This is a genomic window from Enorma shizhengliae, assembly GCF_009676995.1.
GTDB classification, from domain to species: domain Bacteria; phylum Actinomycetota; class Coriobacteriia; order Coriobacteriales; family Coriobacteriaceae; genus Enorma; species Enorma massiliensis.
This window is the reverse complement of record NZ_VTFZ01000012.1, coordinates 1-25,675: the sequence shown is the minus strand read 5'-3', so window position 1 is coordinate 25,675 and position 25,675 is coordinate 1. Positions and strand designations below refer to the sequence as shown.

The 25,675-nt window shown below is 64.7% G+C and carries 20 protein-coding genes; 9 read left to right on the top strand and 11 right to left on the bottom strand.

What is annotated here, in order from left to right:
* Positions 1–52 precede the first annotated feature (52 nt).
* The 4 genes from GJE22_RS08710 to GJE22_RS08695 all read left to right on the top strand — a co-directional run bounded on the left by GJE22_RS08710 (position 53) and on the right by GJE22_RS08695 (position 9,876).
* Complete coding sequence (locus GJE22_RS08710; RefSeq protein WP_144687960.1) at positions 53–1,732, top strand: DUF6056 family protein; 1,680 nt, start codon at positions 53–55, stop codon at positions 1,730–1,732.
* 206 nt (positions 1,733–1,938) lie between these two features.
* Positions 1,939–3,153: a tyrosine--tRNA ligase gene (gene tyrS / locus GJE22_RS08705; RefSeq protein ID WP_144687959.1), complete on the top strand. Its 1,215-nt coding sequence runs from the start codon at positions 1,939–1,941 to the stop codon at positions 3,151–3,153.
* 229 nt (positions 3,154–3,382) lie between these two features.
* Positions 3,383–8,074, top strand: coding sequence for a glutamate synthase large subunit (gene gltB / locus GJE22_RS08700; RefSeq protein ID WP_144687958.1), 4,692 nt, complete (start codon positions 3,383–3,385; stop codon positions 8,072–8,074).
* Between the two features lie 170 nt (positions 8,075–8,244).
* The gene (locus GJE22_RS08695; RefSeq protein WP_144687957.1) at positions 8,245–9,876 is read left to right on the top strand and encodes a glutamate synthase subunit beta; all 1,632 of its coding nucleotides are present in this window, start codon (positions 8,245–8,247) and stop codon (positions 9,874–9,876) included.
* A 622-nt stretch (positions 9,877–10,498) separates the two neighbouring features.
* On the opposite strand, the gene GJE22_RS08690 is transcribed toward GJE22_RS08695, so the two are convergent.
* From GJE22_RS08690 to GJE22_RS08665, 6 genes are all read right to left on the bottom strand, one after another.
* Positions 10,499–11,515 carry a hypothetical protein gene (locus GJE22_RS08690; RefSeq protein ID WP_144687956.1) on the bottom strand — a complete coding sequence of 339 codons (1,017 nt, stop codon included), beginning with the start codon at positions 11,513–11,515 and terminating at the stop codon, positions 10,499–10,501.
* 2 nt (positions 11,516–11,517) lie between these two features.
* Entirely contained in the window at positions 11,518–12,288 is a 771-nt protein-coding gene (locus tag GJE22_RS08685) for a hypothetical protein (protein ID WP_144687955.1), read from the bottom strand.
* Between the two features lie 542 nt (positions 12,289–12,830).
* Complete coding sequence (locus GJE22_RS08680; RefSeq protein ID WP_144687954.1) at positions 12,831–13,304, bottom strand: hypothetical protein; 474 nt, start codon at positions 13,302–13,304, stop codon at positions 12,831–12,833.
* A 263-nt stretch (positions 13,305–13,567) separates the two neighbouring features.
* Positions 13,568–13,840: a metal-sensing transcriptional repressor gene (locus tag GJE22_RS08675; protein ID WP_144687953.1), complete on the bottom strand. Its 273-nt coding sequence runs from the start codon at positions 13,838–13,840 to the stop codon at positions 13,568–13,570.
* The gene (locus GJE22_RS08670) at positions 13,841–14,056 is read right to left on the bottom strand and encodes a heavy-metal-associated domain-containing protein (RefSeq protein WP_144687952.1); all 216 of its coding nucleotides are present in this window, start codon (positions 14,054–14,056) and stop codon (positions 13,841–13,843) included. It abuts the gene before it with no gap.
* A 269-nt stretch (positions 14,057–14,325) separates the two neighbouring features.
* Complete coding sequence (locus GJE22_RS08665; RefSeq protein WP_144687951.1) at positions 14,326–16,695, bottom strand: heavy metal translocating P-type ATPase; 2,370 nt, start codon at positions 16,693–16,695, stop codon at positions 14,326–14,328.
* 369 nt (positions 16,696–17,064) lie between these two features.
* On the opposite strand from GJE22_RS08665, the gene GJE22_RS08660 reads away from it, so the two are divergent.
* Positions 17,065–18,888, top strand: coding sequence for a DEAD/DEAH box helicase (locus tag GJE22_RS08660; RefSeq protein ID WP_235895782.1), 1,824 nt, complete (start codon positions 17,065–17,067; stop codon positions 18,886–18,888).
* A 213-nt stretch (positions 18,889–19,101) separates the two neighbouring features.
* Here GJE22_RS08660 and GJE22_RS08655 read toward each other — a convergent pair whose 3' ends face one another.
* Complete coding sequence (locus GJE22_RS08655) at positions 19,102–19,863, bottom strand: gamma-glutamyl-gamma-aminobutyrate hydrolase family protein (RefSeq protein WP_144687950.1); 762 nt, start codon at positions 19,861–19,863, stop codon at positions 19,102–19,104.
* A 425-nt stretch (positions 19,864–20,288) separates the two neighbouring features.
* On the opposite strand from GJE22_RS08655, the gene GJE22_RS08650 reads away from it, so the two are divergent.
* Positions 20,289–20,504 carry a type II toxin-antitoxin system RelB/DinJ family antitoxin gene (locus GJE22_RS08650; RefSeq protein WP_019127935.1) on the top strand — a complete coding sequence of 72 codons (216 nt, stop codon included), beginning with the start codon at positions 20,289–20,291 and terminating at the stop codon, positions 20,502–20,504.
* 87 nt (positions 20,505–20,591) lie between these two features.
* Positions 20,592–21,257 (top strand): YoaK family protein, encoded by a 666-nt coding sequence (locus tag GJE22_RS08645; protein WP_019127936.1) that lies wholly within the window; start codon positions 20,592–20,594, stop codon positions 21,255–21,257.
* On the opposite strand, the gene mnmA is transcribed toward GJE22_RS08645, so the two are convergent.
* The 3 genes from mnmA to GJE22_RS08630 all read right to left on the bottom strand — a co-directional run bounded on the left by mnmA (position 21,254) and on the right by GJE22_RS08630 (position 23,883).
* Complete coding sequence (gene mnmA, locus GJE22_RS08640) at positions 21,254–22,396, bottom strand: tRNA 2-thiouridine(34) synthase MnmA (protein WP_235895781.1); 1,143 nt, start codon at positions 22,394–22,396, stop codon at positions 21,254–21,256. The two genes, GJE22_RS08645 and mnmA, sit on opposite strands and share 4 nt — an antisense overlap.
* 6 nt (positions 22,397–22,402) lie before the next feature.
* Entirely contained in the window at positions 22,403–23,338 is a 936-nt protein-coding gene (gene cysK, locus GJE22_RS08635; RefSeq protein ID WP_144687949.1) for a cysteine synthase A, read from the bottom strand.
* Between the two features lie 182 nt (positions 23,339–23,520).
* Positions 23,521–23,883: a phage holin family protein gene (locus GJE22_RS08630; RefSeq protein ID WP_019127939.1), complete on the bottom strand. Its 363-nt coding sequence runs from the start codon at positions 23,881–23,883 to the stop codon at positions 23,521–23,523.
* A gap of 384 nt (positions 23,884–24,267) precedes the next feature.
* On the opposite strand from GJE22_RS08630, the gene GJE22_RS08625 reads away from it, so the two are divergent.
* A complete protein-coding gene (locus GJE22_RS08625) occupies positions 24,268–24,567 on the top strand; it encodes a YerC/YecD family TrpR-related protein (protein WP_144687948.1) in 300 nt (99 codons plus the stop codon).
* Between the two features lie 7 nt (positions 24,568–24,574).
* Positions 24,575–25,087: a GNAT family N-acetyltransferase gene (locus GJE22_RS08620; protein WP_144687947.1), complete on the top strand. Its 513-nt coding sequence runs from the start codon at positions 24,575–24,577 to the stop codon at positions 25,085–25,087.
* A 504-nt stretch (positions 25,088–25,591) separates the two neighbouring features.
* Here the strand turns inward: GJE22_RS08620 and GJE22_RS10325 are convergent.
* On the bottom strand, positions 25,592–25,675 hold an 84-nt coding region (locus GJE22_RS10325; RefSeq protein WP_407923528.1), incomplete at its 5' end, for an IS3 family transposase.

Genomic DNA, 25,675 nt, shown 5'->3' with positions numbered 1-25,675 from the left:
AGACCGACTGCATACCTTGCGGCGTGTTCGCAAGGCTAGATGGGAGCGACCAATGGGTTCGATCGAGGGCGCGCAGCCGGCGCACGGAGGCACGCGAAGCCCTGTCGGCGGTGAGGCGCAGCCGGCGCACATGGTGGCACCGCGGCATGCGGCAGCCAGCCATGCAGCACGGCCCGCGATTGCTCACCGCCCAGGGCGGGGGAGCGGAGCCGAGCCCCATGCCCTCGTGGCCATAGCCGCCGTGCTCGCTTTTGCCCTTGTGGTCGCGCTGGGCATCATGGTCGCCATCTCGTTTTTCGATCACAGCTATGCCGACGATTGGCATTACGGCGTCGATGCTCACCTTGCGCTCGAGGCCGGGCGCGGCGTGTTCGGAGCCGTTGCGGCGGCGGCCCAGGAGGTCGTCGATACCTATTTCTCCTGGCAGGGAACCTACTCAGCAATCTTTCTCATGGCGCTTCAGCCGGGCGTGTTCGCCGAGGAGCTCTACGGCCTGGGCGCGGTGTTCATCATCGCCGCGCTCGTGCTCGCCACGGCGTATGCCTCGAGTGTCGTCGTGCGCGATCTGCTCGGCGCGCCGCCCGCGGTGTGGGTCGCCCTCACCTGTCTCGTTCTTCTGCTGCAGACGCAGCTTTTGCCGAGCCCCGTCGAAGGGTTCTGGTGGTACAACTCGGCTATCTACTACACCTTCTACCATGCGCTTATGCTTGTGGCTGCGGCGCTATCGGCGCGCATTGTTCGAGGGCGCACGCGCCGGGGGCCCATCGGACGAGCTGGGCTGGTGGGCCGCGCGATGGGGCTCACGCTCCTCGCGGCGATACTGGCGGGCGGCAATTTCGTAACGGGGCTCGTCGCGGGCACGGTGCTCTTTGCCGCCACGGTGGCGTGCATCGCACGGGGCAACCGGCGCGGCTTCGCCCTCGTTCCTGCGCTCGTGGTTTTCGCTGCCGGCTTCGCGCTCTCGATGGCGGCGCCGGGAAACGTGGAGCGTCAGGTGAGTCAGTTTCCCGGTGATAATCTCGGCGTCTTCATGACGCTTCTGCGGAGCGCCTTTGCGGGTATCGAGTACATCGTCTTGTGGACCAACGGCCTGTTCGTCTTGGCACTTGCTCTCGCAGTGCCCGTGATGGTGTGGGCGGCGCGGCGCTCGGCCTGTTCCTTCGCGCTGCCGGGCGTTCCGGCCGTGGCGTCCGTGCTGCTCTTTATGGCGAGCTTCGCGCCGACGTTCTACTCCATGGGCACGGTGGGCCCGGGCCGCGTGCAGAACATTCGCTACGACCTTTTCGTGGTGCTCGCATTTCTCTGCATCGGCTGGTTTTGCGGATGGTGCGTTCGTCGTCTCGAGAGGTCGGGGCGCACGGCTGCGGTGCCCTGGAAGAGCTTGGGGCGGGTCTGGCCGGCATACACCGCGCTCATGTTCGCGGTGCTTGCGCTCATGGTCGGCGCGCTCGCCATCGACGAGAGGCATCGCGACGACCTCGTCTCGATCTCTGCCGCGTCGTCGCTCATCTCGGGGGAGGCTCAGGAATACGATGACCAGGTGTGGGCGCGCATTACCACGCTCACGGAGAGCCCGTCGGCAGATATCCAGGTGCCGTTCTACACCGTGGGCCCCAAGGTGCTCTTCATGGGCGATATCCGCGACAACATGGATAACTACATCAACTTCCGCCTGGCTCAGTGGTATGGGCGCGACTCCGTGATCGGCTACACGCCTTCGAGCTCAGAGTGATACAGCGAACCCGGTTACTTTTATCATTCTTGTCCGCTGCCAAAAATGATAAAACGAACCGGGTTCGTTTTATCACGGGAGTGTTTCGGGTGCCGGGCGTGGTTTTCGGCTACACTAATACAGCTACCGAGAAAACAAGCACCGCCAGCGCGCAGAAGACCTATGGGATGCCGTCGGCGAGGGTGCTAGATATCAGGAGGACAGAAATGCTGTCAGTCGAAGAGCAGATGCGGATCATCACTTCGGGAGCGGCGCAGATCGTGCCTGAGGCGGATCTTAAGAAGAAGCTCGAGCGGGGCGTACCGCTCAACATCAAGCTGGGCGTGGACCCCACGAGCCCCGACCTCCATCTGGGCCATGCAGTGCCCCTGCGCAAGATGCGCCAGTTCCAGGACTTGGGCCATACGGTCACGCTCATTATCGGCAACGGTACCGCGCTCATCGGCGATCCGTCCGGTAAGAATTCCACCCGTCCGCAGCTTTCGCAGGAGCAGGTCGAGGCAAACGCGCAGACCTACGTCAACCAGGCCATGAAGATCCTCGACCCCGAGAAGACCACCATCGTGCACAACGCCGACTGGATCCTCTCGCTCGACCTCAAGGGCCTGCTCGAACTCTGCAGCAAGTTCACCGTGGCGCGCATCCTGGAGCGCGACGACTTTACCAAGCGCTACCAGTCGCAGACGCCCATCGCGCTCCACGAGTTCCTCTACCCCGTGATGCAGGCATACGACTCCACGGTCATCAAGGCCGACGTTGAGATGGGCGGTACCGACCAGCTCTTCAACCTGCTCGCCGGTCGCGAGCTTATGGAGAAGATGGGCATGGAGCCGCAGGTCGCGCTCACCATGCCGCTGCTGGAGGGCACTGATGGCGTGCGCAAGATGTCCAAGAGCTACGGTAACTACATCGGCCTCACGGACGAGCCTGCCGATATGTTCGGCAAGACCATGTCCATTCCCGACGAGATGATCGCGAAGTACTACCGCCTGGCCAGCTCCAAGACTCCCGAGGAAGTCGATGCCATCGAGGCTGCGCTCGCCGACGGCTCCGCCGATCCGTACGAGCTCAAGCGCGCGCTCGGTCGCGACCTCTGCGATACCTACCATGGCGCAGGCGCGGGCGAGGAGGCGCAGGCCGAGTTCGACCGGGTGTTCAAGGAGAGCCAGCTTCCCGAGGACATCGCCATGGTCTCGGTCGACCTGACCCCCAACGATGAAGGCCTCATCTACCTTCCGGGTGTGCTCAAGGAGGCTGGGCTCGCCCCGTCTGCCGGCGAGGCGCGCCGGCTCATCGACGGCGGCGGCGTGAAGATCGACCAGAAGCCGGTCGCGCCCAAGGCCTACAACATCGATCCGGCGCTTCTGCACTCCGGCTGCGTGCTCCAGGTGGGCAAGCGCAAGTACGCGCGCCTCGCTTAACGCGCCTCGCCGAGCCTGGCTGCAACGAGCGGTTTCGAGCGGGCCCGGACCTGTCATCGCAACGGGTCCGGGCCCGCTTTTTCATGCGAGCGTACTGCATGTTGCCACTCGGTTTCGAAACATGGTCGAAACGCCGGCGCAACGGTTGCGCAACGCGCGCGCCGTATGATGCCACGACGCGCCGGCTTGCCCTGCGCTTGTCGATCCATGCAGAACCGGGAGGGCCGCCATGCCCACGTGCCATACAGCCACCCTATCGAACGCCGCGGAAAGCGGCCTTTATCGCCCTGAGTTCGAGCACGATGCATGCGGCATCGGTGCGCTGGCGAGCATCACGGGCGAGCGGTCGCACCAGATGCTCGACGACGCGCTCTCGGTGCTCGTGAACCTCGAGCATCGCGGGGGCACGGGCCTCGAGAAGAATACCGGCGACGGTGCGGGCATCCTCTTCCAGGTGCCGCACCACTTCTTCCGCAAGGAGGCTCAGAAGTGCGGCCACATCCTTCCCGATGAGGGGCGCTACGCCGTGGCCATGCTCTTCTTCCCCCAGGATGAGCAGGGGGTGCGCGACGCGCGCCGCGTCTTCGAGGACGGTTGCGCGGCTTGCGGCGTTCCCGTGCTCTTCTGGCGCGAGGTTCCCATTGACCCGCACGACCTCGGCAACACGGCGCGTGCATGCATGCCCACGATCCTCCAGGCGTTCCTCGGCCTGCCCGAGGGAACGGAGCCGGGGGATGCCTTCGAACGGCGGCTCTACGTGTGTCGCCGCGCCATCGAGAAGGCGGGCGACGCGGAGCATGCGCTCCAGGGCAAGATCTTCTACATCTGCAGCATGTCGAGCCGCACCATCGTCTACAAGGGCATGCTCGTTGCCACGCAGATGCGCCGCTTCTTCATCGACCTCAACGACGCCGCCGTCAAGACAGCCGTGGCACTCGTGCACTCGCGCTACTCCACCAACACCACGCCCAGTTGGGAGCGGGCTCACCCTAACCGGATCATCATTCATAACGGCGAGATCAACACCTTGAAGGGCAACGTCAACTGGATTCGGGCTCGGGAGCCCAACCTCTACTCACCGCTTTTGCAGGGCGATCTTGCGCGGGTGCTCCCCATCATCAATCGCGAGGGTTCCGATTCAGCGATTCTCGACAACGTGCTGGAGTTCCTCGTCATGAACGGCCGCCCGCTCTCCCGCGCGGTGAGCATGCTCCTTCCCGAGCCATGGGACCACAACCAAGCGCTTGGAGCAGAGCGTCGCGCCTACGACGCCTACCAATCCATGCTCATGGAGCCGTGGGACGGGCCTGCTGCCATTGCTTTCACGGACGGCCGAACGCTCGGCGCCGCGCTCGACCGCAACGGGTTACGCCCGGCTCGCTACTACGTGACGCGCGACGACCGGTTCCTGCTTTCGAGCGAGGTCGGCACCATCGAAGTCGATCCATCCAACGTGCTCACCGCGGGCTGCTTGGGGCCGGGAGAGATGCTCGAGGTCGATATGGCGGCGGGCCGCGTGGTCTATAACGACGAGCTCCGCGGCGCGTTCGCCAAGGAGAAGCCGTATCGCGACTGGATCGCCGAGGAGACGATCGACGTCCGCGACCTCGCGGCTCCTTCGGCTGAGCGCGCGCCGTTTGCCGAGGATGCCGCCGTGCCCGAGACGGTGCGCCTCGTGAAGCTCGGCTACCACTGGGATGACGTGGACGAGGTGCTGCGCCCCATGGCATGCACGGGTGCGACCCCGCTCGCCTCGATGGGCATCGACGCGCCGCTCGCATGCCTCTCCAAGAAGAACCGGTCCTTCTTCGATTACTTCTACGAGCTCTTCGCCCAGGTAACGAACCCGCCGATCGACGCGTTGCGCGAGAGCTTCGTGACCTCGACGGTGCTCTATCTGGGAAACCACGGCAACCTGCTCGAAGACTCGCGCGCATCCTGCCAGCTCGTGCGCTTGCAACGGCCGCTGCTCACGCGCGAAGAGTTCGAGAGCATCTGCGCCATCGACCGCGTGGGGTTCCGTGCCCAGCGCTTCCGCGCCGTCTTCGTGTATGGCCGCGGAGCGCAGCGTGGCGCGAGCGCGGTGCTCGACAGCGCGAACGCGGCGCCCGCCGGGGCCTGCGCCCTCGAGGAGGCGCTCGGCCGCTTGGCGCGCGAGGTAGAGGCTGCGGTGCGCGATGGTGTGAACATCGTCGTGCTTTCGGACCGAGCAGGGGAGGGCGAGGTTCCCATCCCGTCGCTTCTTGCGGTCTCGGCTGTTCATAACCACCTCATCCGGGCGGGGGTGCGCACGTTCGCGGACCTCGTAGTGGAATGCGGAGACGCCGTCAGCGCGCACGACTTCGCGGCGCTCGTGGGGTACTCGGCGAGCGGCATCTACCCGTATGCCGCCCATGCGGTGATCGGACGCCTTGCAGACGCGGGCGACCTTACCGCCAAGGATGGGCGCGTACTCACGGCAGCAGAGGGCGTGGCGAACTTCAACCGCGCGGCGACGGCGGGCATCGTCTCGATCATGTCCAAGATGGGCATTTCCACGGTGCAGAGCTACCACTCCGCCCAGATCTTTGAAGCGGTGGGCCTTGCGCCCACGTTCATCGACCGCTACTTCACCGGTACGGTGAGCCGCGTGGGAGGGCTCGACGCGGAAGTGGTCGAGCGCGAGCTGCGCCAACGCTACGACGAGGCGCTTGCAACCGAGAAGAGCCCCGCGCCCGGCCAGCTGCCCACCTTGGGCCTCACCAAGTGGCGGCCGCTCGGCGGCGAGGAGCATCTCATCGATCCGCAGGTCATCTACACGCTTCAACGCGCTTGCCGCGAGGACAGCTACGAGCTCTTCCGTTCCTATAGCGAACGGCTGCACGTGCCCGGGCGCCCGGTGCGCCTGCGCGACCTGCTCGATTTCGATGCGGATGCCCGCACGCCCCTCTCGCTTGACGAGGTCGAGAGCGCCCGCTCAATCGTGCGTCGCTTTAACACCGGCGCCATGTCGTTCGGGTCCATCTCCCAAGAAGCGCATGAGTGCATGGCGATCGCCATGAACCGCCTGCACGGCCGATCGAACTCCGGCGAGGGCGGCGAGGACCCGCGCCGCGAGACCCCGCTCGCCAACGGCGACTCGAAGAACTCGGCTATCAAGCAGGTGGCCTCGGGGCGCTTCGGCGTGACGAGCCGCTACCTGTGCTCGGCGACGGAGATCCAGATCAAGATGGCTCAGGGCGCCAAGCCCGGTGAGGGCGGGCACCTGCCTGGCAAGAAAGTCTACCCTTGGGTTGCCGAGGTGCGCAGGTCGACCCCCGGCATCGGCCTCATCAGCCCGCCGCCGCACCACGATATCTATTCGATCGAGGACCTGGCGGAGCTCGTCTTCGACCTCAAGTGCGCCAATCCCGGTGCGCGCGTGAGCGTGAAGCTGGTGAGCGAGGCCGGCGTGGGCACCATCGCGACCGGTGTGGCCAAGGGCGCGGCCGACAAGATCCTCATCTCGGGCCACAACGGGGGCTCGGGCGCCGCTCCGCGCGACTCCATCTGGCACGCGGGCCTGCCGCTCGAGCTCGGCCTCGCGGAAGCGCAGCAGACGCTCGTGCGCAACGGTCTGCGTTCGCGCGTGGTGCTCGAGGCCGATGGCAAGCTCATGGATGGCACCGACGTCGCGGTCGCGTGCCTTTTGGGTGCCGAGGAGTTCGGTTTCGCCACCATGCCGCTCATCGCCATGGGCTGCCTCATGCAGCGCGACTGCCAGCAGGACACCTGCCCTGCGGGCATCGCCACGCAGAACTGCCGCCTGCGCCGGGGCTTCGCGGGCAAGCCGGAGCACGTGGAGCGCTTCATGCTTTTCGTGGCCGAGCAGCTGCGCGAGGTCATGGCTCGGCTTGGTTTCGCCACGGTAGACGAGATGGTGGGCCATGTGGAGTGCCTGCGCCAGGTTGAGGCGCCGGGCAACTGGAAGGCTGGGCTCATCGACCTTGCTCCGGTGCTCGCGCCCGCGGTGTGCGAGTTCGGCGCGGATATCCCGGGCGCCGACGTCCCGCATTACCTGCCCGCTATGGCCGCGGATCGAGGGGTGGAGCGCACGCTCGACGCGACGCTCTTCGTGCCGTATACGCAGGATGCCCGCGCGCACCTGCGCCCGGTGCACTTCCGCGCGGACATCGCCAACGTCAACCGCTGCGTGGGCACGCTTCTGGGCCACGAGGTCACGAAGGCCCATCCCGAAGGGTTGCCGGACGGCGCCATCACCATAGATTGCGACGGCTCTGCCGGGCAGAGCTTCGGAGCCTTCCTGCCAGCGGGCGTCACGCTCAACGTTCGCGGCGATGTGAACGACTACTTTGGCAAAGGGCTCTCGGGCGGCGTCGTCTCGGTTCGTCCTCCGGAGGGCGCCACGTTCAAGTTCGACGAGAACATCATCGTGGGCAACGTGGCCTTCTATGGCGCAACCGGGGGACGCGGCTTTGCGAACGGCCTTGCTGGCCAGCGCTTCGGCGTGCGCAACTCCGGTGCGACGCTCGTGGTGGAGGGCGTGGGCGCACACGGGTGCGAATACATGACGGGCGGCTGCGCGCTCATCTTAGGCGAGGTCGGGCAGAATTTCGCTGCGGGCATGACGGGCGGCGTCGCCTATGTGTATGACGAGCGTCGCACGCTCGCCGCCCGCTGCAATACCGAGATGGTGCGGCTCTGCACGCCATCGGGGGCCGAGCTCGAGCAGATTCGCGCGCTCATCGAGGAACACGTCCGCTATACGGCGAGCCCGCGCGGCATCAAGCTGCTCTACCAGTTCGCCACGGCGTCGAGGCGCTTCGTCAAGGTGGTTCCCACCGATTACGAGCGCGCGCTGAAGATCGTGGAGGAGGCCGAGCGCCGGGGCGCCACGCGTGAGCAAGCGCTGGAGGAGGCTTTCGAGGCCATCACGGCGTAGCGGTCATTATGGGACGTGTTTGTTTTGACCGTTTTTGGTCGGTCATTATGGGACGGGTTCATTTTGACCGTTTGCGGTCATGAGGGATCGTCACGAGGGGACGTCACAAGGGGACGGATTTGATGCGGGGCGGATTACCCGCAGTCGATAAGGTTTGAGAGGGGATATCGATGGGGAAGCCCGGAGCATTTCTCGAGCGGGATCGCGAGGCGCATGAGCTGCGCCCGGTGCGCGAGCGCGTTCACGACTACAACGAGCTCTATGTGAACCTCGATGAAGATGCCCAGCGCCGACAGGCGAGCCGCTGCATGATGTGCGGGGTTGCGTTTTGCCAGATGGGCAGTACGTTTGGCAGCGCTCGCCCGAGCGGCTGCCCGCTCCACAACCTCATCCCGGAGTGGAACGAGCTCGTGTATCGCGGACGATGGGCCGAGGCGGCCGAGCGCCTCGCGCTTACCTCTCCGTTGCCGGAGTTCACGAGCCGTGTGTGCCCGGCCCTTTGCGAGGCTGCGTGCAACCTTGGCAGGGTGAGCGACGAGCCCACGACCATCCACGACAACGAACGCGCCATTTCCGATTGGGAATGGGTGCACGGTGGTCCGCGCCGGTTTGAGCCGGCTTCCAAGGATGCGCCGCGGGTTGCCGTGGTGGGCTCGGGGCCTGCGGGGCTTGCTGCCGCATGGGAGCTCGCGCGGCGCGGGGCGCAGGTGACGGTCGTTGAGCGCGACGACCGCGCCGGCGGGCTGCTCATGTACGGCATCCCCAACATGAAGCTTCCGAAAGGCGTGGTCGAGCGCCGCGTGGCCCTTATGAACGAGCTTGGCATCGTGTTCCGCCTGGGAGTCGATGCCTCCGATCCGACGGTCGCCGCCGACCTGCGTTTCGAGTTCGATGCCGTGGTCGTGGCGGCGGGCGCTCGGGCCGCGCGCGGGCTTTCCGTCGAGCACATCGATGCGCCGGGCGTCGTGTACGCCGTCGACTACCTGACCGCTGCAACGCGCGCCGTGCTCGAAGGCACCCCCGAGGCGCCCGCTACACCCGCCATCTCGGCTGTTGGCTTGGATGTCGTGGTCATCGGCGGCGGCGATACGGGTAACGATTGCGTGGGCACCGCGGTACGCCAGGGCGCCAAGAGCGTGCGCCAGCTCGAATTCATGCCCGCGCCGCCGGAGCGCCGCCTGCCGGGCAATCCTTGGCCTGAGTGGCCAAACGTCCGCAAGATGGATTACGGCCAGGAAGAGGCTATCGACCTCATGGGCGAAGAGATCCGCTCGTGGGGTGTCGACACTCTTGAGGTGCTGCTTGACGATGCGGGCGCCGCGCGCGGCTTGCGGGTCGCAGATCTCGATTGGACCTCGGGTAGACCTGAGCGCCTTGCGGGGAGCGAGCGGGAGCTGCCCGCGCAGCTCGTCTTGATTGCCTGCGGCTTCACCGGTCCGGAGCGCGGCGTGTTCGATGCTTTCGGCGTGGCGATGCCTGCGCCGGGGGAGGGGCGCCCCTTGCCTCGGATGGTGTCTGCCGAGAGCCATCGCTGCGAGCTTGTTGGTACTGCTGCAGGTGGCGCGTCCGGTGCGGCTGAGAGCGTTGTCGGCCCGATCTCCGCTCCTGCTCCAGCAGCGAGCTCCGTCGAGGCGGTTTCCGTTCCCGGTGCGGCTTCGACCGGTGCTGACGCGAGCTCCGTTCCTGCCGCTGCCGCAATCTATGCTGCCGGTGACGCGCGCAATGGGTCGTCTCTCGTCGTCAACGCCATCGCGGATGCCCTTGCATGCGCTGCCGAGGTTGCCGAATATCTCGAGCTGTAGGTTTGTCCCGTCTGCGAACGCAGCGAATCCGGAGTTACGCGCCGCCGGGCTCAGCGGTCCTGACGCTGCCGACCCCGAGCACGGCGAATCCGGAGTTATCGGCTCGGCCCGGCCCTGAGCGCAGCAGTTTTGGAGTTATCGCATGTTCGGGTCGGGTGTCTCGCCGCTCAACGTTGCAGAAATGGAGTTATCCGTGCCGAGCGCTGCAGATCCGGAGTTACCGGCCTCCACAGGCGCCCGTAACTCCGAATCTGCAGCGTTCGCTGTTTGTAACTCCGGATCTGCAGCGCTGGGTGAGGGGGATGCTGCCGGTAACTCCAAATCTGCTGCGCTCGTGAGCATGGCTCCATACCCGCCGCGTCCGCTGAGCATAACTCCATTTCTGCAGCGCCGGGCACCGGAGCGTTAATGGCAGCTCCGGATCTGCCGAACTCGGTAACCGGCGGCGCCAGGGGTGCAGCGCCCGGCGACGCGTATCTCCAGATCAGCTGCGCTTGGCTGCCCGTCGCACCCGGCCATGCCCCTGCCCATGGCGGTCGGACACGTGCTGTCATGCCCACCGCACTCGGCCGTATGGGAAAAGATCGGCATCGCTTCAGGCGGCGCATGGGCATCACGCACCCTAGTACCGCGTATGCGTGACGGCTCGCCACTGATCTCTCCAACGTTGCGCAGCGTCGCGGTCTGGGGAAATTCCCGATGCCTTGAGAAGCTTGTCAAGGCGCGCGGGTTGCGAAAGGTCTTCGTAGGTGAATCTCAGCACAGGAAGGCCAAGCAGCGTTAAGCGCGATTCTCGCTGCCGCTCTTCTATCAGGGAGTCCACGATGGTTTTGTCGCGAAGCATGGCGGGGTCTTGGTACTTCTGCTTTCCGTCGAACTCCCCCGCGATGCGTAGCAGGTGCGAGAGCTCCCAGTAGTAGTCGACGCGGAAGGGCCTGGCGGGCTCAATGGGATTGGGCAAATCGACCTGCAGCTCTGGTATCGGGTAGCCATGGGCGATGAAAAAGGCGCGCACGCGCGATTCCCCGCCGTTTTCCGAGCGCCCGTCTGCATAGGAGGCGATAAACCGCGCCTGCCTGATACCGGGATAGCCACGTGTCTTTTCAAGGTGAGACATAAGATTCACGCGGGTTTGGTTTGTGCGGCGAAGGGCTGAATCCGCGATGGCAAGGCCGTAGCTAAAGGGGGCCTCGCGCAGGCACTCCGAAACGGTCTGCCAGAATGAAGTCACCTTTATGCCGTCAACGCTCTCGATTTCATCGCGTGGGGAGGGCCTGCGCGCGGCGATGATGCAGGGCCGCGGCGGCCGAGCGGCGATGATGCTTGTGGTATCGAGCAGGGGATATGGTACGTCAAGCCCCCAGATGAGGGCGGCGCAGTGCGAGCGGAAAATCCACGAAGGGTGACGGGCGGCTTCTGCGCGTATGATGTGAAGTGCTTTCTCGCGTGGGTTTAGGCTTTCCCAATAGATAGTTCGTGCAAATGCGCCGTGTGCCGGGCTTACGATGGACCCGTTTTCGCAGCGGCGACGAAACGCTCGCGCCTCGTCTTCGCAGGCGAGGGCGAGGGCTCGGTAACATTCTGCTTCATCGAGGATGTGATCGAGCTTCTCTTGCGTTGCTCGACGCAGCCCGCTCACGATCATGCTCCCCGCGGTTGGGCATTACGGCGCGTTCGCGTGCGTTGCTCCTCGTCGGGCGGAATGGTTGCAGTGTGTCGGTATCTTCCGTCGATGCCGATGATATCGCGGACGAGGCGCAGGTAGAACGAAGCGTGCTCCGCCTCGGGCTTGCGCACGCGGTCTTCGGGATGGAAGAACCCGGGTCCATCGAGGGCGGTGTCTGCAGGTGCGGCCCGGTCGTAAAGCCTGGTGTTGGCTAGGGGAACCCAGAGCCCGTCGACGCAGGCAATTCTCTCGCCAATGGTTCCGCTCCTCCAACGGGCTCGTTTGCAGAGCTCGGGGTCGTAGACGTCGTAGCGTCGAGCGGTCTGGATATCTTCGAGCGCGGCCATACCGCTGCGCGTGTCCTTGTCGTGGATGATGAAGCGAGAGAAGGTCTGCGTCTCACAGATTTGCCGCACGTGGTCAAGATGCAGGGCCTTCGCTCCCGCCGGGGGATGGGCCGCATATTCCTCAAGGGGCGTTCTACCGTTACGGAAGGGATATTCGAAGAGCATCCATTCCGTAAACATGACGTTGAAGGAATCCGGTTCGATGAAGGGAGGCATGTCGTAGAGAAACGCGGGCTCCACGAACGAGATGAACGTACCGGCAGCGTCGGCCAGCAGTTCTTGCTTGCGGATTGCCCAGTAGCGGGCAACGGCGTCGATATCACCTGCTATACACGCCGTCTGCTTCTGCATGTCGCGTTGCTCTGCAGTGGCATAGCTTGCTGTTCGTTTTTCGTCCATGGCTTGCTCCTCGTACCACCTCGATGCCGGTCCCGCGCGCAGATTCGCGCGTGATTGATCCCGCGTTGCAAAGGAATCGCATCGGGTTCACCGGCCTTGCATACTCATAGCTTCTATGGGGCAGGTGAACAAATGGCGCGGATGCTTCCTGCATTTTCTGAACACCGTCTGTGAAATAGCTGGTCCCGTGTGGCTAATCGCAAGGTTGCGCCACTGCGTCATGCGCAACAGTTGGTGCGTTGCCCCTTCTCATCCATAGAAAAAGCAACGGAATGCGGAAAGCGGGTGGGTGCGGAAGTACTGGCGGGTGCGTCGTCGTGGGGAGTGCGAAAACAGGTAGGCGCAGCAACGTGCATGGGTGCGGCAGCGCTGAGAAGAGCGAAATCAGGTGAATGTGGAGAACGGCCAAGCGCAGAGATGCTGGCGGGCGCGTCGTCACTGTGAGCGCGACGCCGGGGGCGGGCTAACGGAAAAAGCCGGCTCCGGAGGTTCCGGCGCCGGCTATGCTCGCGTCTCTGTTCGCAAACGCTGTACTTCGAATACTACGATTTGGTTTCCATGTGTGCGTGGCACTTAGGGCAGGTGACGATGATTTTCCCCTTGCCGCGGGGAACCGAGAGCATCGTCCCGCAGTTGGGGCACTTGAGGAAAGCCTTCGTCTTGCGCTCCTTCCACATCTTTTTGGCGGTGCGAGCCTGGCGCTTAAGCTGCTCGGTAGAGCCCGCGCCGCCGCGCGAAGAGCCGCCCCCACGGTATCCGCTGCCGTCGCCGCCGAAGCGCTCCCCCGCGAAGGGAAGCTTGGCCATCATGCGGCGAAACGCGGCGTTTTCGCTATATCGAGCGTCTCGATTCTTGGAGAAGGAGCGCAGGAGGGCAACGATGAGGATAGCGAGCGCGACGATCGAGACGACGCGCAGGTTGAATATGGTCCCAACAAGCGTAAGCACCACACCAAGCGCGCCGAGGGCGCATGATAGGTCGTCAACGCCATAGCGATCCTTCATGAAATCTTGCATGCCGAGGGTTCCTCTCCAGTCTTGCTTCGCGTGTGTCAAGCACGCCCGCGCGTCGAGATGGGCGCGGGCGCGGCGTGTCTTGCTCTGTTCTACCCACGAGGCGGCAGATGAACCAAATCTTAATAAAAAGGCGATGCCTTCTGCTGCGGGTCTGCCTTCCGGGGCAACCGGTCATGCGCCCGCCTCTGAGAGTGGCGTCTTGCCGCGCGCTCGCCCTCAAGAGGGGCGCTCTCCAGGGCACCCCTCGCGCTGCCGTCTCTCGGCTACCGATTGAGCTTATCGATGATGCGCGCGATCTCTTCGAGTTTCTCTTCCTTTTCCTCGGGTGTGCCGCTTTCTGCTGCCGTGCGCACGCAGTGCTCGATATGAGCCTTGAGAACATCGGCGTTCACGCGTGCGAGCAGCGACTCGGTGGCCATGAGCTGGGTCGAGATGTCGATGCAATAGCGGTCTTGCTCGACCATGCGCATGATGCCGTCGATTTGCCCGCGCGCGGTTTTAAGCAGGCGGAGGGTTTTGTCGTGGTCGGCCTGCATTTAGGCGGCCTCGACGGAAAGAGCCTTGAACCCCGCCGCGACAACGGCGTCGGCGAGCGCTTCGGCTGCCACCTCGCCCTCAGTCTCGACCTGCACGGTGTTCGTCTCGTGGTCCGCATCGGCGTCGGTGACGCCTGCGACCTTCATGAGCTCGGTCTCGACGCTTGCGTCGCAGTGGCTGCAGTGAAGGCCCTCGGTCTTGATGATGTACTGCATGGTAACGTCCTTTCTCTTCAGTACGACTCGACGATGAATAGTTCGTTCCACTTTTGGGAACTTCGTTTTGGTCACGGCGCTGATACGAGCAGATCGCGTATCGGCAACCTGGGAAAACGTTCCTCTATCTGGCCGATACCGTCCCTCTCGTAAAAAGATATTCCCAAAAGTGAAACGAAGGTACCCAGAAGAGGCATCTCGGGCGACGGGTTTCTCCCGCACGAGTTGCCAGCCCCCGTTCGAGACGGCAATCCGTGCAGCGGCGCTGCCTAGCGTCTCGCGATTGGCGCGATGCGGTCGGTCGCGCTCGGCTTGAACCCGCGTAGGCGAAGCGCGTTCGCGCAGACGCAGAGGCTCGAGAGGCTCATGGCTGCTGCGCCGAACATGGGCGAAAGCTGCCAGCCCAGAAGCGGGAAGAACATGCCCGCCGCAAGCGGGATGCCGCAGGCATTGTAGAAGAGCGCCCAGAAGAGGTCCTGTTTGATGTTGCGGATCACCGCACGCGAGAGCTCGATCGCCCGCGCCACATCCATGAGGTCGCTCCTCATGAGCACCACGTCGGCGCCCTCCTTGGCAATGTCCGCCCCCGTTCCAATCGCGAGGCCCACATCGGCGCGGGCGAGCGCGGGGGAGTCGTTGATGCCGTCTCCCACCATGGCCACGCTGCGCCCCTCGTCTTGCAGGGCGCGCACATGGCGCTCCTTGTCGGCGGGCATGACGTCGGCCACCACATCTGAGACGCCCACGCTGCGCGCGATGGCGCCTGCCGTGAGGGCGTTGTCGCCGGTGAGCATGACCGTCTTGATGCCGAGGCCCTCGAGCGCGCGGATGGCAGCGGCGCTTGTGGGCTTGACCTCGTCGGCGACGGCGATGGTCCCCGCGAGCTGTCCGTTGCGGGCGAAGAAGAGCGGCGTCTTGCCGGCTCGCGCGAACTGCTCGAGCTGTTCTGTCGGCACCTCGATGCCCAGCTCCTCCATAAGGGCGGCGTTGCCGGCTGCGACGACACTCGCCCCCTCACGCGCCGTCACGCCGCGCCCGGGAAGCGCGGTGAAGTCCTCGACCGTGCGCGCCGCGATGCCCATCTCGTCGGCGCGCGCCATGATGGCCTCGGCGAGAGGGTGCTCACTTTTCTTCTCGAGCGCCGCGGCGAGCTTCATGAGGGCCTTCTCGCTCATGGCGGGGGTGCCGTCTGGACGCTCGGCGGGCAGGATGTCGGTTACCGCGGGCGCGCCCTTGGTGATGGTGCCCGTCTTATCGAGCACCACGGTGTCGACCTTTTGCAGCGTCTCGAGTGCCTCTGCGCTCTTGAATAGCACGCCCATCTCGGCGCCTTTGCCCGTGCCCACCATGATGGCGAGCGGCGTGGCGAGTCCGAGCGCGCACGGGCAGCTGATGACCACCACGGCAACGGCCGAGGTAAGCGCTTCGTTGGGATTGCCCGTGAGGGCGAGCCATGCGACGAAGGTGATTGCCGCGATGCCGAGGACCACGGGTACGAACACGCCAGCGACTTTGTCGGCCAGGCGCGCGATGGGCGCTTTGGTGGCATTGGCGTCTTCGACGAGCTGGATGATGCGGGCTAGCGCCGTGTCTGCGCCCACACGGGTGGCTCGGAAGGTGAACGAGCCCGTGCGGTTGATGGTCGCTGCGTTCACCGTGTCGCCCGGCGCCTTCTCCACGGGTATCGATTCTCCCGTGAGCGCGCTCTCGTCTACCGCCGAGGACCCCTCGAGCACCACGCCGTCGACGGGCACTGCCTCGCCGGGACGCACGAGGATGGTCTGTCCGAGCTTGATCTCCTCAACGGCCACGGTGGCCTCGCCGCCCTCCTCGTCCACGATGGTGGCAGTTTTTGGTGCGAGGTCAATGAGCTTCTCGATGGCGCCGCCGGTTTTGGATTTGCTGCGCGTCTCCAGGTACTTGCCCACCGTGACGAGCGAGAGAATCGTTCCCGCGCTCTCGAAGTAGAGGTTGTCCATCGCCGTCGCATGCGCTGCGTGGAGCCCCGCGGACGTGCCTGCGGAAAGCTGGTCGGCCATGAGGAACATTGCGTAGACCGACCAAGCGATGCTCGCCGCGGCGCCGATAGCGATGAGCGTGTCCATGGTGGGGCCGCCGTGTGCCAATGATCTAAAGCCGTTCTCGAAGTAAGAGCGGTTCATGAAGACGATGGGAATGGTGAGCACGAGCTCGGTGAGGGCGAGCGTCATGCCGTGTGCGGGGTCGGTGAAGACCGCGGGCACCGGCCAGCCGAGCATGTGCCCCATGCCGATGTAGAAGAGCGGGATCCAGAATGCGAGCGAGACGATGAGCCGCGTCTTCATGGCGCGCGCGGTGGCCTCGAGCTTCTTGGTGGGGGATTCGAGGCGTGCGGCGCGGGCGGGGGAGGTGCCGGCGGCGGACGCGTTGACGGCATCGGCCGATCCGGTGACGGGCGCGGCGGAGTAGCCGGCGCGATCCACGGCGGTGCAGATGTCGTCGTCGGTGAGTGCGCTCTCGTCGAAATCGACGGTCATCGAGCCGGATAGCAGGTTGACGGCGACATTCGTCACGCCTGGTAGCTTCGAGACGGCTTTTTCCACATGGGCTTGGCATGCCGCGCAGGTCATGCCTCCCACGTCAAATGCTTCATGTGCCATGGGGCGTCCCTTCAATTGAGGTATGTTATCCATGTCATACTCTTTATACACCTACACCCCCTGGGGGTGTCAAGCACTAGGGGGCGATCGCTTTCTCAGCTGCCGGCACAACGCCTGCCCCGCCATGTTGCTATGGTCTTCACATGTGGCGATCCGGTTTTCGCGCCGCGCGGACGTCTCGCCCCCTATACTTGCCTGCGGCGAACCTGCTCCATCGCAGATTACGGTGCGACCGCATCCACGCGCCCTGCGATTCGCCCGATCGATACAACATCTGCTACCGACGCGCCCATGCGCCGTTGCCCGTTCGGCGCTCTGCCCGCGCCGTCCATGCGGCGTCGCACATGGCGCATAGAATGGACATACAACATGGATTCAAATAACGCAGCCGAGGTCCTCGGCTTCGATGGCCTCGGCCTTTCGGACGAGGTGCTCGCCGCCGTGCGCGATCTCGGCTATACCGAGCCCACCCCGGTGCAGGCGGCGGCAATTCCCGAGGTGCTCGCTGGCCGCGATCTCCTTGCCGCTGCGCAGACGGGCACGGGTAAAACTGCGGCGTTCCTGCTTCCGACCATGTGCCGCCTGGGCCATGTGGCTCCGCGCGGCGAGCGCCGTCGGCGTGCTCGCGGTCGCGGGCCGCTCATGCTCGTGGTGACGCCAACGCGCGAGCTTGCCCAGCAGATTGAAGATATTTGCGCACGCGTGGCCGAGCATACGGGGCATATCGCGGTAACCGTCGTGGGAGGCGTTGGCTACAACCCTCAGAGGAGCGCCCTCAAAAACGGTTGCGACATCCTCGTTGCCACGCCGGGGCGACTCGTCGACCTCATCGGCGAGGGGAGCTGCAGTCTGAGCGAGGTGCAGGTGCTCGTGCTTGACGAGGCCGATCGCATGCTTGACATGGGGTTCCTTCCCGATATGCGCAAGATCGTGGGGGCCACGCCGGACGATCGCCAAACCCTGCTCTTCTCTGCCACGTTGGACGAGAAGGCCGTGGGTGCGGTAACCGACCTCGTGCGCGACCCTGCGCGCGTGGAGATTGCGCCGCCGCAGAGCACTGCCGACACGGTGGATCAGTACGTGCTGCCCGTATCCTCCGAAGCCAAAAACGCCCTGCTTGCGAATGTCCTCAAGCGCGAGGGGCCGGAGCGCGTGATCGTGTTCATGCGCACCAAGCATCGCGCGGACGGTTGCTGCCGGCGCCTCGCCCGCGCAGGCATCAAGGCGGCGCCCATCCATGGCAACCGTACCCAGGCACAGCGCGAGCGCGCGCTCAAGGCGTTCCGCGATGGCGAGGTCGACGTGCTCGTGGCGACCGACGTGCTCGCGCGCGGCATCGACATCACCGACGTTCGCTACGTGGTGAATTTTGACGTGCCGAGCGAGCCGACCGACTACATTCACCGTATCGGTAGGACCGGTCGCGCCGGTGAGGTTGGTTGGGCGCTTACGTTCGTGACGGAGCTCGACGTGGAGGAGTTCTTCGACATCGAAGCGCTCATGGGAAAGACGGCAGACCTCTACGACGCCGATGGGCTCGAGCTGGGCGCTCATCCGCCCATCATCGATCCCGGTCGTGTGCCGGCTTCGCGCTCCAAGAAGAAGACGAAGCGCGGCAAGTCGACGTCCAAGAAGAAGCGCCCCAGCGCGGGTTCGCACGGCTCCGCTCGGCGCGGCACGCACGGCCGTACAGCCCCGGGCAGTTCGGATGCGAGCAACGAGGGCGTGCAGCGGGATGGCTCTAGGTCAAAGGTTGCCGCCTCCGCTGCGGGTGCGGACGAGAAGGCGCCGCGTCCAGCCCGTCCCAAACGCTCTGGTAGAGCGCGCGTTCGCTCGAACGATGCGGATTCCGAACGGCGAGAGCACGATGAGAAGCTCGTCCACGACGAGCCGCGCAGTGCCCGGGCGAACCGTTCGGGCAGGGGCGCTCGCACCAACCGGCAGAGCGGCGCCGATGCTGGCGCGGCGGTGACCAAGAAGGGGCGCGGCGGCAGGGCCCGCGGCGCGCAGCGAGGCGCCTCGTCGCGCGATGCGCTCTCCCATGATTGGCGCAACAGCGATTTTCCCGATGAGCGTCGGGGCCGCGGCGGCAGGGGTAGCCATGCAGCGGGTACCGCATCTCGTTCGGGTCGCATGGGTAAGCCCGCGGGCCATTCGCGCCGCCCCGGCGATTTTGGTGGCCGACGGAAGTAGGGACAGCCCTGAAACAGCAACGGGGTGCGGCTAGCCTAAGTTGCCGCGACAAAGTGCGGGCGGCCTGCATACCGTGACGATGTGCGAATACCTTGGTTGCGGCGATGGGGCTGCCCGGAAGCAGCCACGGGGTGCAGGAAGGTGCACCCCGTGGGCTCATGTCACGTGGGCGCTCCATGGGTCGCGGGCCCTAGAGTCGGCTTCCGCTGCGAATCAGCTTGCTTGGGCGCACGCTTCGACAAATCGGTTGAAGAGGCGCGCCATGGGCTCTTTGCTCGCATGGTATTCCGGGTGCCATTGCACGCCCAACATAAAGGGGGCATCGGGGCGCTCGATGGCCTCGATTACGCCGTCGGGCGCGATGGCGCTCGCGGTGTAGCCCGCTCCGAGGTCTCGAATCGCCTGATGGTGGAGAGAATTCACGGCGAGCTCGCTCTCGCCGAGGATACCTCCCAACACGCTTCCGCCTTTGATCTCGACCGTGTGCGAAATTCGCCCATCCATATATTCGTTATGGACGATAGCGAGGGCCCCAGAGGCCGGTGCGTGCTGCGCATCGAGGTCATGGTAGAGCGTGCCCCCATGAGCGATGTTCATAATCTGCGCGCCGCGACATATGCCGAGAATCGGCAGCCCTCGCTGCTCTGCGCCGGATAAGAGGTGGAGTTCCGCGGCGTCGCGTAGGGGAGTCGTTTCGCCTACCAGCCGTTCCCCTGATAACGCTTCGACCCCGCATCGCTCGAGCGCGCTTCTATAGCGAGCGGGTTCTATATCTGCTCCGCCTGTGAGCATAAGGCCGTCGGCGCGGTCAAGATACTCATCGTATACATCGGAGCGTTCCGTTAGAGGAAGCACGACGGGCAAGCCACCCGCTCGCACGATGGCGTCGGCATAGTTCTCGCACAAGCGAAAGGCAGTTTCGCCAAGATACGTGGTGAGCGATGCCGTTGCGAGAATAAGGGGGCGATGCGCCATGGGGCTCCTTCGAGAGCATGGCTCGCAACGGCGCGGTTCGTGCCGCTGTGGGCCATGGGGTTAATCGACAAAACTTGGCTCAAAGGACTGCTTTTTCGAGTGCCTATGAAGTATAGACGCTTTTCCGTATCTCAAAACCCCAGCTCAGAGATTTGCCGAAAAACAAGCTACTTGAGGTGTCTAGCAAAATTCGATCCTTTGAGACAAGTTTTGCATTGAACAGTTCGCGCTGTCCTTGCGCGGGCGCTCCAGGTGCGTTAATCTATCAACGGGGTATAACTTAGTAATACTTAGTAATACCACGAAGCAACATCACACCAAGCCTGGGCGCGCGGCATGGGCCGAGTTAGGTCATTGGTAGTGCGACATCGGCACATGCCGCGCGCCCAGGTAAACGCACTCGTTCGTTCCACCGAGGTACGACCATGGCAGATCACATGACCCCGGTCGTCGCGAAGGTTCTGCCTGAAGAGAAGGCAGCCTTCGCGGCGGCAACGCAGCGCGTGGGCACCACGCCCTCGAATGCCATACGCATGTTCATCGCGGCGTTCAACCGCTGCGGGACCTTTCCCTTCGACATCTCGCCCACGGGGGCCTTCGGCCCGGGGGACGGGTCTGCAAACGTTTCGACAACTGATTGATCCCCGGCGCCCATCCCCTTCGGATGCGCTACGATGGCATGCGTCATATGGGCGACGCGCGGAATCGCGCCGGAAGGGTGCCGGTACATGGAGCGAGCGAAGCAGACCTCCGAATCGATCGAACTCGGAATCGTGCTTGCCCTCGCGGGCGGGTTCATGGATGCGTATTCCTATGTTGCGCGCGACGGCGTGTTCGCCAACGCCCAGACGGGCAACATCCTGCTCACCGGCGTCCACATCTCAGAGGGCGACTACGCGCTGGCGCTCAGGTTCCTGGCCCCCGTGCTGTGCTTCTCGCTCGGCATCATGCTGAGCGACCTCGTGCACGAGCGCTTCTCGAGCCGAATCCACTGGCGCCAGGTGACGGTGCTCGTGGAAGCGCTCATCCTGCTCGGCGTGAGCTTCGTCCCCGGCGACCTCAACATCCTGGCGAACAGCCTGACGTCGCTCGCCTGCGGCATGCAGGTCGAGTCGTTCCGCAAGATCCACGGGCACGGCATCGCGACGACGATGTGCATCGGCAACCTGCGCTCGGCGCTGCAGAGCGTCGACGACTACATCGTCACGCACAAGCGGGGGTTCCTGGAGAACGGGGTGCTCTACTTCGGCGTGATCCTTTGCTTCGTGGTCGGCGCGATCTTGGGCAACTGGTTCATCGACCTGCTCTCGCTGCGCGCGATCGCGGTGTGCGCAGCGCTCCACTTCCTGGCGTTCCTCCTCATGTTCATAGACCGCGAGCGGCCCGGGGCCTAGGCGCCCGCCGCGCAGAGGATGCGCCCGCCGCCCAGCACGACGTCCCCGTCGTAGAGCACGACCGCCTGCCCGGGCGCGACGGCGCGCTGGGGCTCGTCGAAATCGATGCGGAGCGCCTCCCCGCGGACGGGCACGGGCCCCGCCGCGCATTCGGGGGGCAGCGCCCGCCGCACGCGGACCGCCTGGTCGGCCTGGTGGTAGCGGATGCGCGCGGCCGCGCGGAGCGGCGCCGCGTCGAGCCGGGCCTCCGTGTCGGGCGCGGGGGCCGACCAGGTCCAGCTGTCGGCGATGAGCGCGCCCGACATCAGGTCGGCCTCGTCGCCGAGGGTTACGGTGTTGGCACGCGCGTCGATGCCGGTCACATAGAGCGGCCGCGCTGCCGCCACACCAAGGCCCTTGCGCTGGCCCACGGTGTAACGGATGGCGCCGTGGTGAGTGCCCAGCACCGATCCGTTCCTATCGACGATATCTCCGTCGGGAAGCGCCTGGCCCCTACGGCGCTCGATGAACGTGGCGAAGTCGTTGTCGGGGACGAAGCAGATGCCTTGGCTATCCCGCTTCGCCGCGTTCTCGAAGCCGTGCTCGCGCGCGATGCGGCGCACGTCGCCCTGTTTCGTGAGCCCGCCCAGGGGGAACAGCACATGAGCGAGCTCCTCCTGCGTGAGCCCATAGAGGAAGTAGCTCTGGTCCTTGCTTCGATCGACGGCCTTCATAAGGGCGAAGGAGCCGCTTTCCAGCTGCTCAACGCGCGCATAATGCCCCGTTGCCAGATGCTCGCACCCGAGTTCGCGGGCATGGGCGAGCAGGGCGCCGAACTTGATGCGCTGGTTGCAGATGGCGCAGGGGTTAGGCGTGGTGCCCAGCTCGTAGGCGCGGCAAAACGCCTCGATCACGTCGCGCTCGAAAGCATCGCGGCAGTCGAGCACCGTGAACGGTATGCCGAGCCGGCTCGCCACGGCACGCGCGTCCTCGATATCGGCGAGGTTGCCGCATGCGCGCGCGGGGTCGCGCCCCGAGGTCTCGGCGTCGTAGAGCCGCATCGTGACGCCGATGCAGTCGTAGCCGGCCGAAGACAGCAGGTAGGCGGTAACGCTTGAATCGACCCCGCCGCTCATGGCGATGAGAACGCGCGTGCCCACGGCGGCCTACGCAAACATAGGGGTCGAGAGGTAGCGCTCGCCCGTGTCTACAAGGAACGCCACGATGGTCTTGCCCTCGTTTTCCGGGCGGCGGGCAAGTTCGAGCGCGGCCCAAGTGGCGGCGCCAGACGAGATGCCCACGAGCAGCCCCTCCTCAGCGCCGAGGCGGCGGCCCACGGCGTAGGAATCCTCGGTGGTAGCGGTCATCACCTTGTCATAGACGTGCGTGTCGAGCACCTCGGGCACAAACCCCGCGCCGATGCCCTGGATACCGTGGGGGCCGGGCTTGCCGCCCGAGAGCACGGGGGAGTCGGCGGGCTCCACGGCGACGAGCTCGATTGCGGGATTCTGCTCCTTAAGGTAGCCACCCGCGCCCGTGATGGCGCCTCCCGTGCCCACGCCGGCGACGAAGATGTCGACATTGCCGTCGGTGTCGTCCCAGATCTCGGGGCCGGTGGTGGCGCGGTGGATGGCGGGGTTCGCGGGGTTCACGAACTGGCCTGCGATGATGCTCTTCGGCGTGGCGCTCTGGAGCTCGTTTGCGTGCTCGATGGCTCCCGCCATGCCTTTGGCCCCCGGGGTGAGCACGAGCTCGGCGCCATAGGCGCGCACAAGCTGGCGACGCTCGACGCTCATGGTCTCGGGCATGACGATGATGGCGCGGTAGCCGCGAGCGGCTGCCACGGCAGCGAGCCCGACGCCGGTGTTGCCCGAGGTGGGCTCGATGATGGTATAGCCCTCATGCGGGCGGATGGCACCTTCGCGCTCAGCTGTCTCGATCATCGAGAGCGCGACGCGGTCCTTGGCAGAGCCGGCCGGGTTCGAGCGCTCGAGCTTGACGAGCACGCGCGCCTTGAGGCCGTCCGTGCGCTCGATGTTGCTGAGCTCCAGCAGCGGGGTGTTGCCGATCAGCTGGTCGATGGAGGAATAGATCTTGCTCATGGAAAACTCCTTATAAAAGAGGGGTGTGTATGGTGTTGCACGGCACCGTTGCGGCGGCGCGTACTGTAAGCATAGGGCCGGAGTTCCAGAAGGATGGCTGCCGGCGAGGCGGTTCATACGCTGTTTACGACGGGGCGCCCGGCTCGTGCGACGGGCGGGTGCAGGCCCGACGGGGCGTGAGGCTAATGCTTCTTCACGCCCAAGATGGTACACATGATGCTCACGATGATCGCGCCAACAAATGCCGAAACGAAGTTGGCGGCCACGATACCCGAGCCGAGCAGGTTGAGCGAGAGCGAGCTTGCAAGCTGGAGCATGAGACCGTTCACCATAAGCTGGAAGAGCCCAAGCGTGATGATGGTGAGCGGGAGCGCGAGCACCGTGATGATGGGTTTCACGAGCGAATTGACGAGCGAGAGGAAAAGTCCGGTGAATATGTAGCACAGCCAGGGCTCGACGGTGCCCAGGACGAAGATGCCCGGGACGAACCAATCGGCGATCGCGATGGCGATCGAGGTGAAGAGCCAATTGAGCAGGAAGGTCATGAGGGGCCTTTCGGGAGCGCGCTGCGTGGGCCGGTTCGTTGCGACATGCGGTTACGGCGCGGGGCCTGTCTTGCGGTTCGCGAGCTCGTCGGGCGCGCGCTTGCGGTTCCGCCGGGTTCGCGAAGTTCCGACCGATTATGCCCCAACTGGGCTCACATATTTCCGATGGGCGGCGTATGTGAAGAGTTGAAGGATGGCGAGGTGCCCGCGCGGTTGAAAGAGGCTGGTGCGACGCAGCCGGCGGTGTATCCGCATGATGCCTCTGAAGTGCGGCGCTTTAGCGAAGTGGTGTGGTACACTGCGACGTGCGCCAGCGTGCGGCCATTGTCGCCAGGGCGCGTTGCAGAGCGCATGCACAAACGGGGCGAACGGGGGCGGTGCCGCATGGATATCGAGAAGATGTATGAACGTGAAGATGTCGAGCAGCTGGTGCGCGCATTTTCTATGCTGCACGGCGAGGCGGACATCAAGGCGTTCCTAGCCGATCTGCTCACCCCGCGCGAGGTCTGCGATTTGGCCCAGCGCCTGCAGGTGGCGCGCTGCCTCGACGAAGGGGAGCCGTATGTGCAGGTGCAGGCGCGCACCGGCGCGTCATCGACCACGGTGAGCCGTGTGTCGAAGGCACTCAATGGCGAGTACGGCGGCTATCGCAGGCTCCTGATTTGTTTGGAGGACGAGAGGTAAGCAGGGAATGGGGACCGTTGTTCTCGAGGCCGTTACGTCTGAAACCGTGAGCGCGCTCGCCGAGCTCGCCCACGAGATCTGGTTCGAGTACTGGCCGTCGCTCATCGGAGCGGACCAGACGTCATATATGGTCGATCGGTTCCAGTCGCTGCCGGCGATCGAGCGCGACATGCGCGATCATGCCTACGAGTATTGGTTCGTGCGCGCCGTGGACGACGGGCGCATCGTGGGATATACGGGCGGGTATGTCGAGCCCGAGACCAATCGGTTCTTCATCTCCAAGATCTATCTTCTGGCATCGGAGCGCGGAAAGCATTTTGCGAGTGCCGTGGTCTCCTTCTATGAGCGACTTTGCCGCGAGCGCGGGCTCTCTGCCATGTATCTCACCGTCAACAAGGGTAATGACCTGGGCGTTCGCGCATATCGTGGCAACGGCTTCTCTGTTATCGATGCCGTCGAGACCGATATCGGCCAAGGGTTCATCATGGACGATTACATCATGGAGAAGTGCGTGAAATAAGGGCTTGCCCTGCGACCTCAGTGCATCAGCACCATGAAGAGTGGAATCGCTTTGTTTTGTTAGCTAAACGGCGTTCGGCCACCGAGCATCGGGGGCGAAGGCGGCGGAGCAGGGGCTTCTGATATCTTCCATAGGTCAAGATATACAAACATATGTTCGCTATTCATGCTATAATCGCCTTAACGAGCGGGCGGTGCCCTCCGAGTCCAACGGGGTAGATGGAGGGATCCCTTGAGCAAGCTCACCCAGCTGCTGCTCGCGGCGGCTGTTCTGGTAGCGCTGATTCTGTTGGCCTACGAGATGCTGCTCGGCTAGGCCGGGCACGGGGTGATGCTTGACGCAAAAGGGAACAGCCGCCTTGGTGGAGACGGCTGTTCGGCGTGGGCATTACCCCACCACAACGTTTTCACAGGAGGGCCTAAACCTTCTGCTCGCTACGAGTATACCCCAACGCGGCGTCCCCTGAACTGCGCCCCAAAACTTGGACGCGCTAAATGATAACCCCTAAGCCGCCTCCCGGAGGGCCCGCTCCCGGAACTCCACCGGGGTCAGCCCGCCCAGCTTCTTCTGGCGCCTCACGTGGTTCCA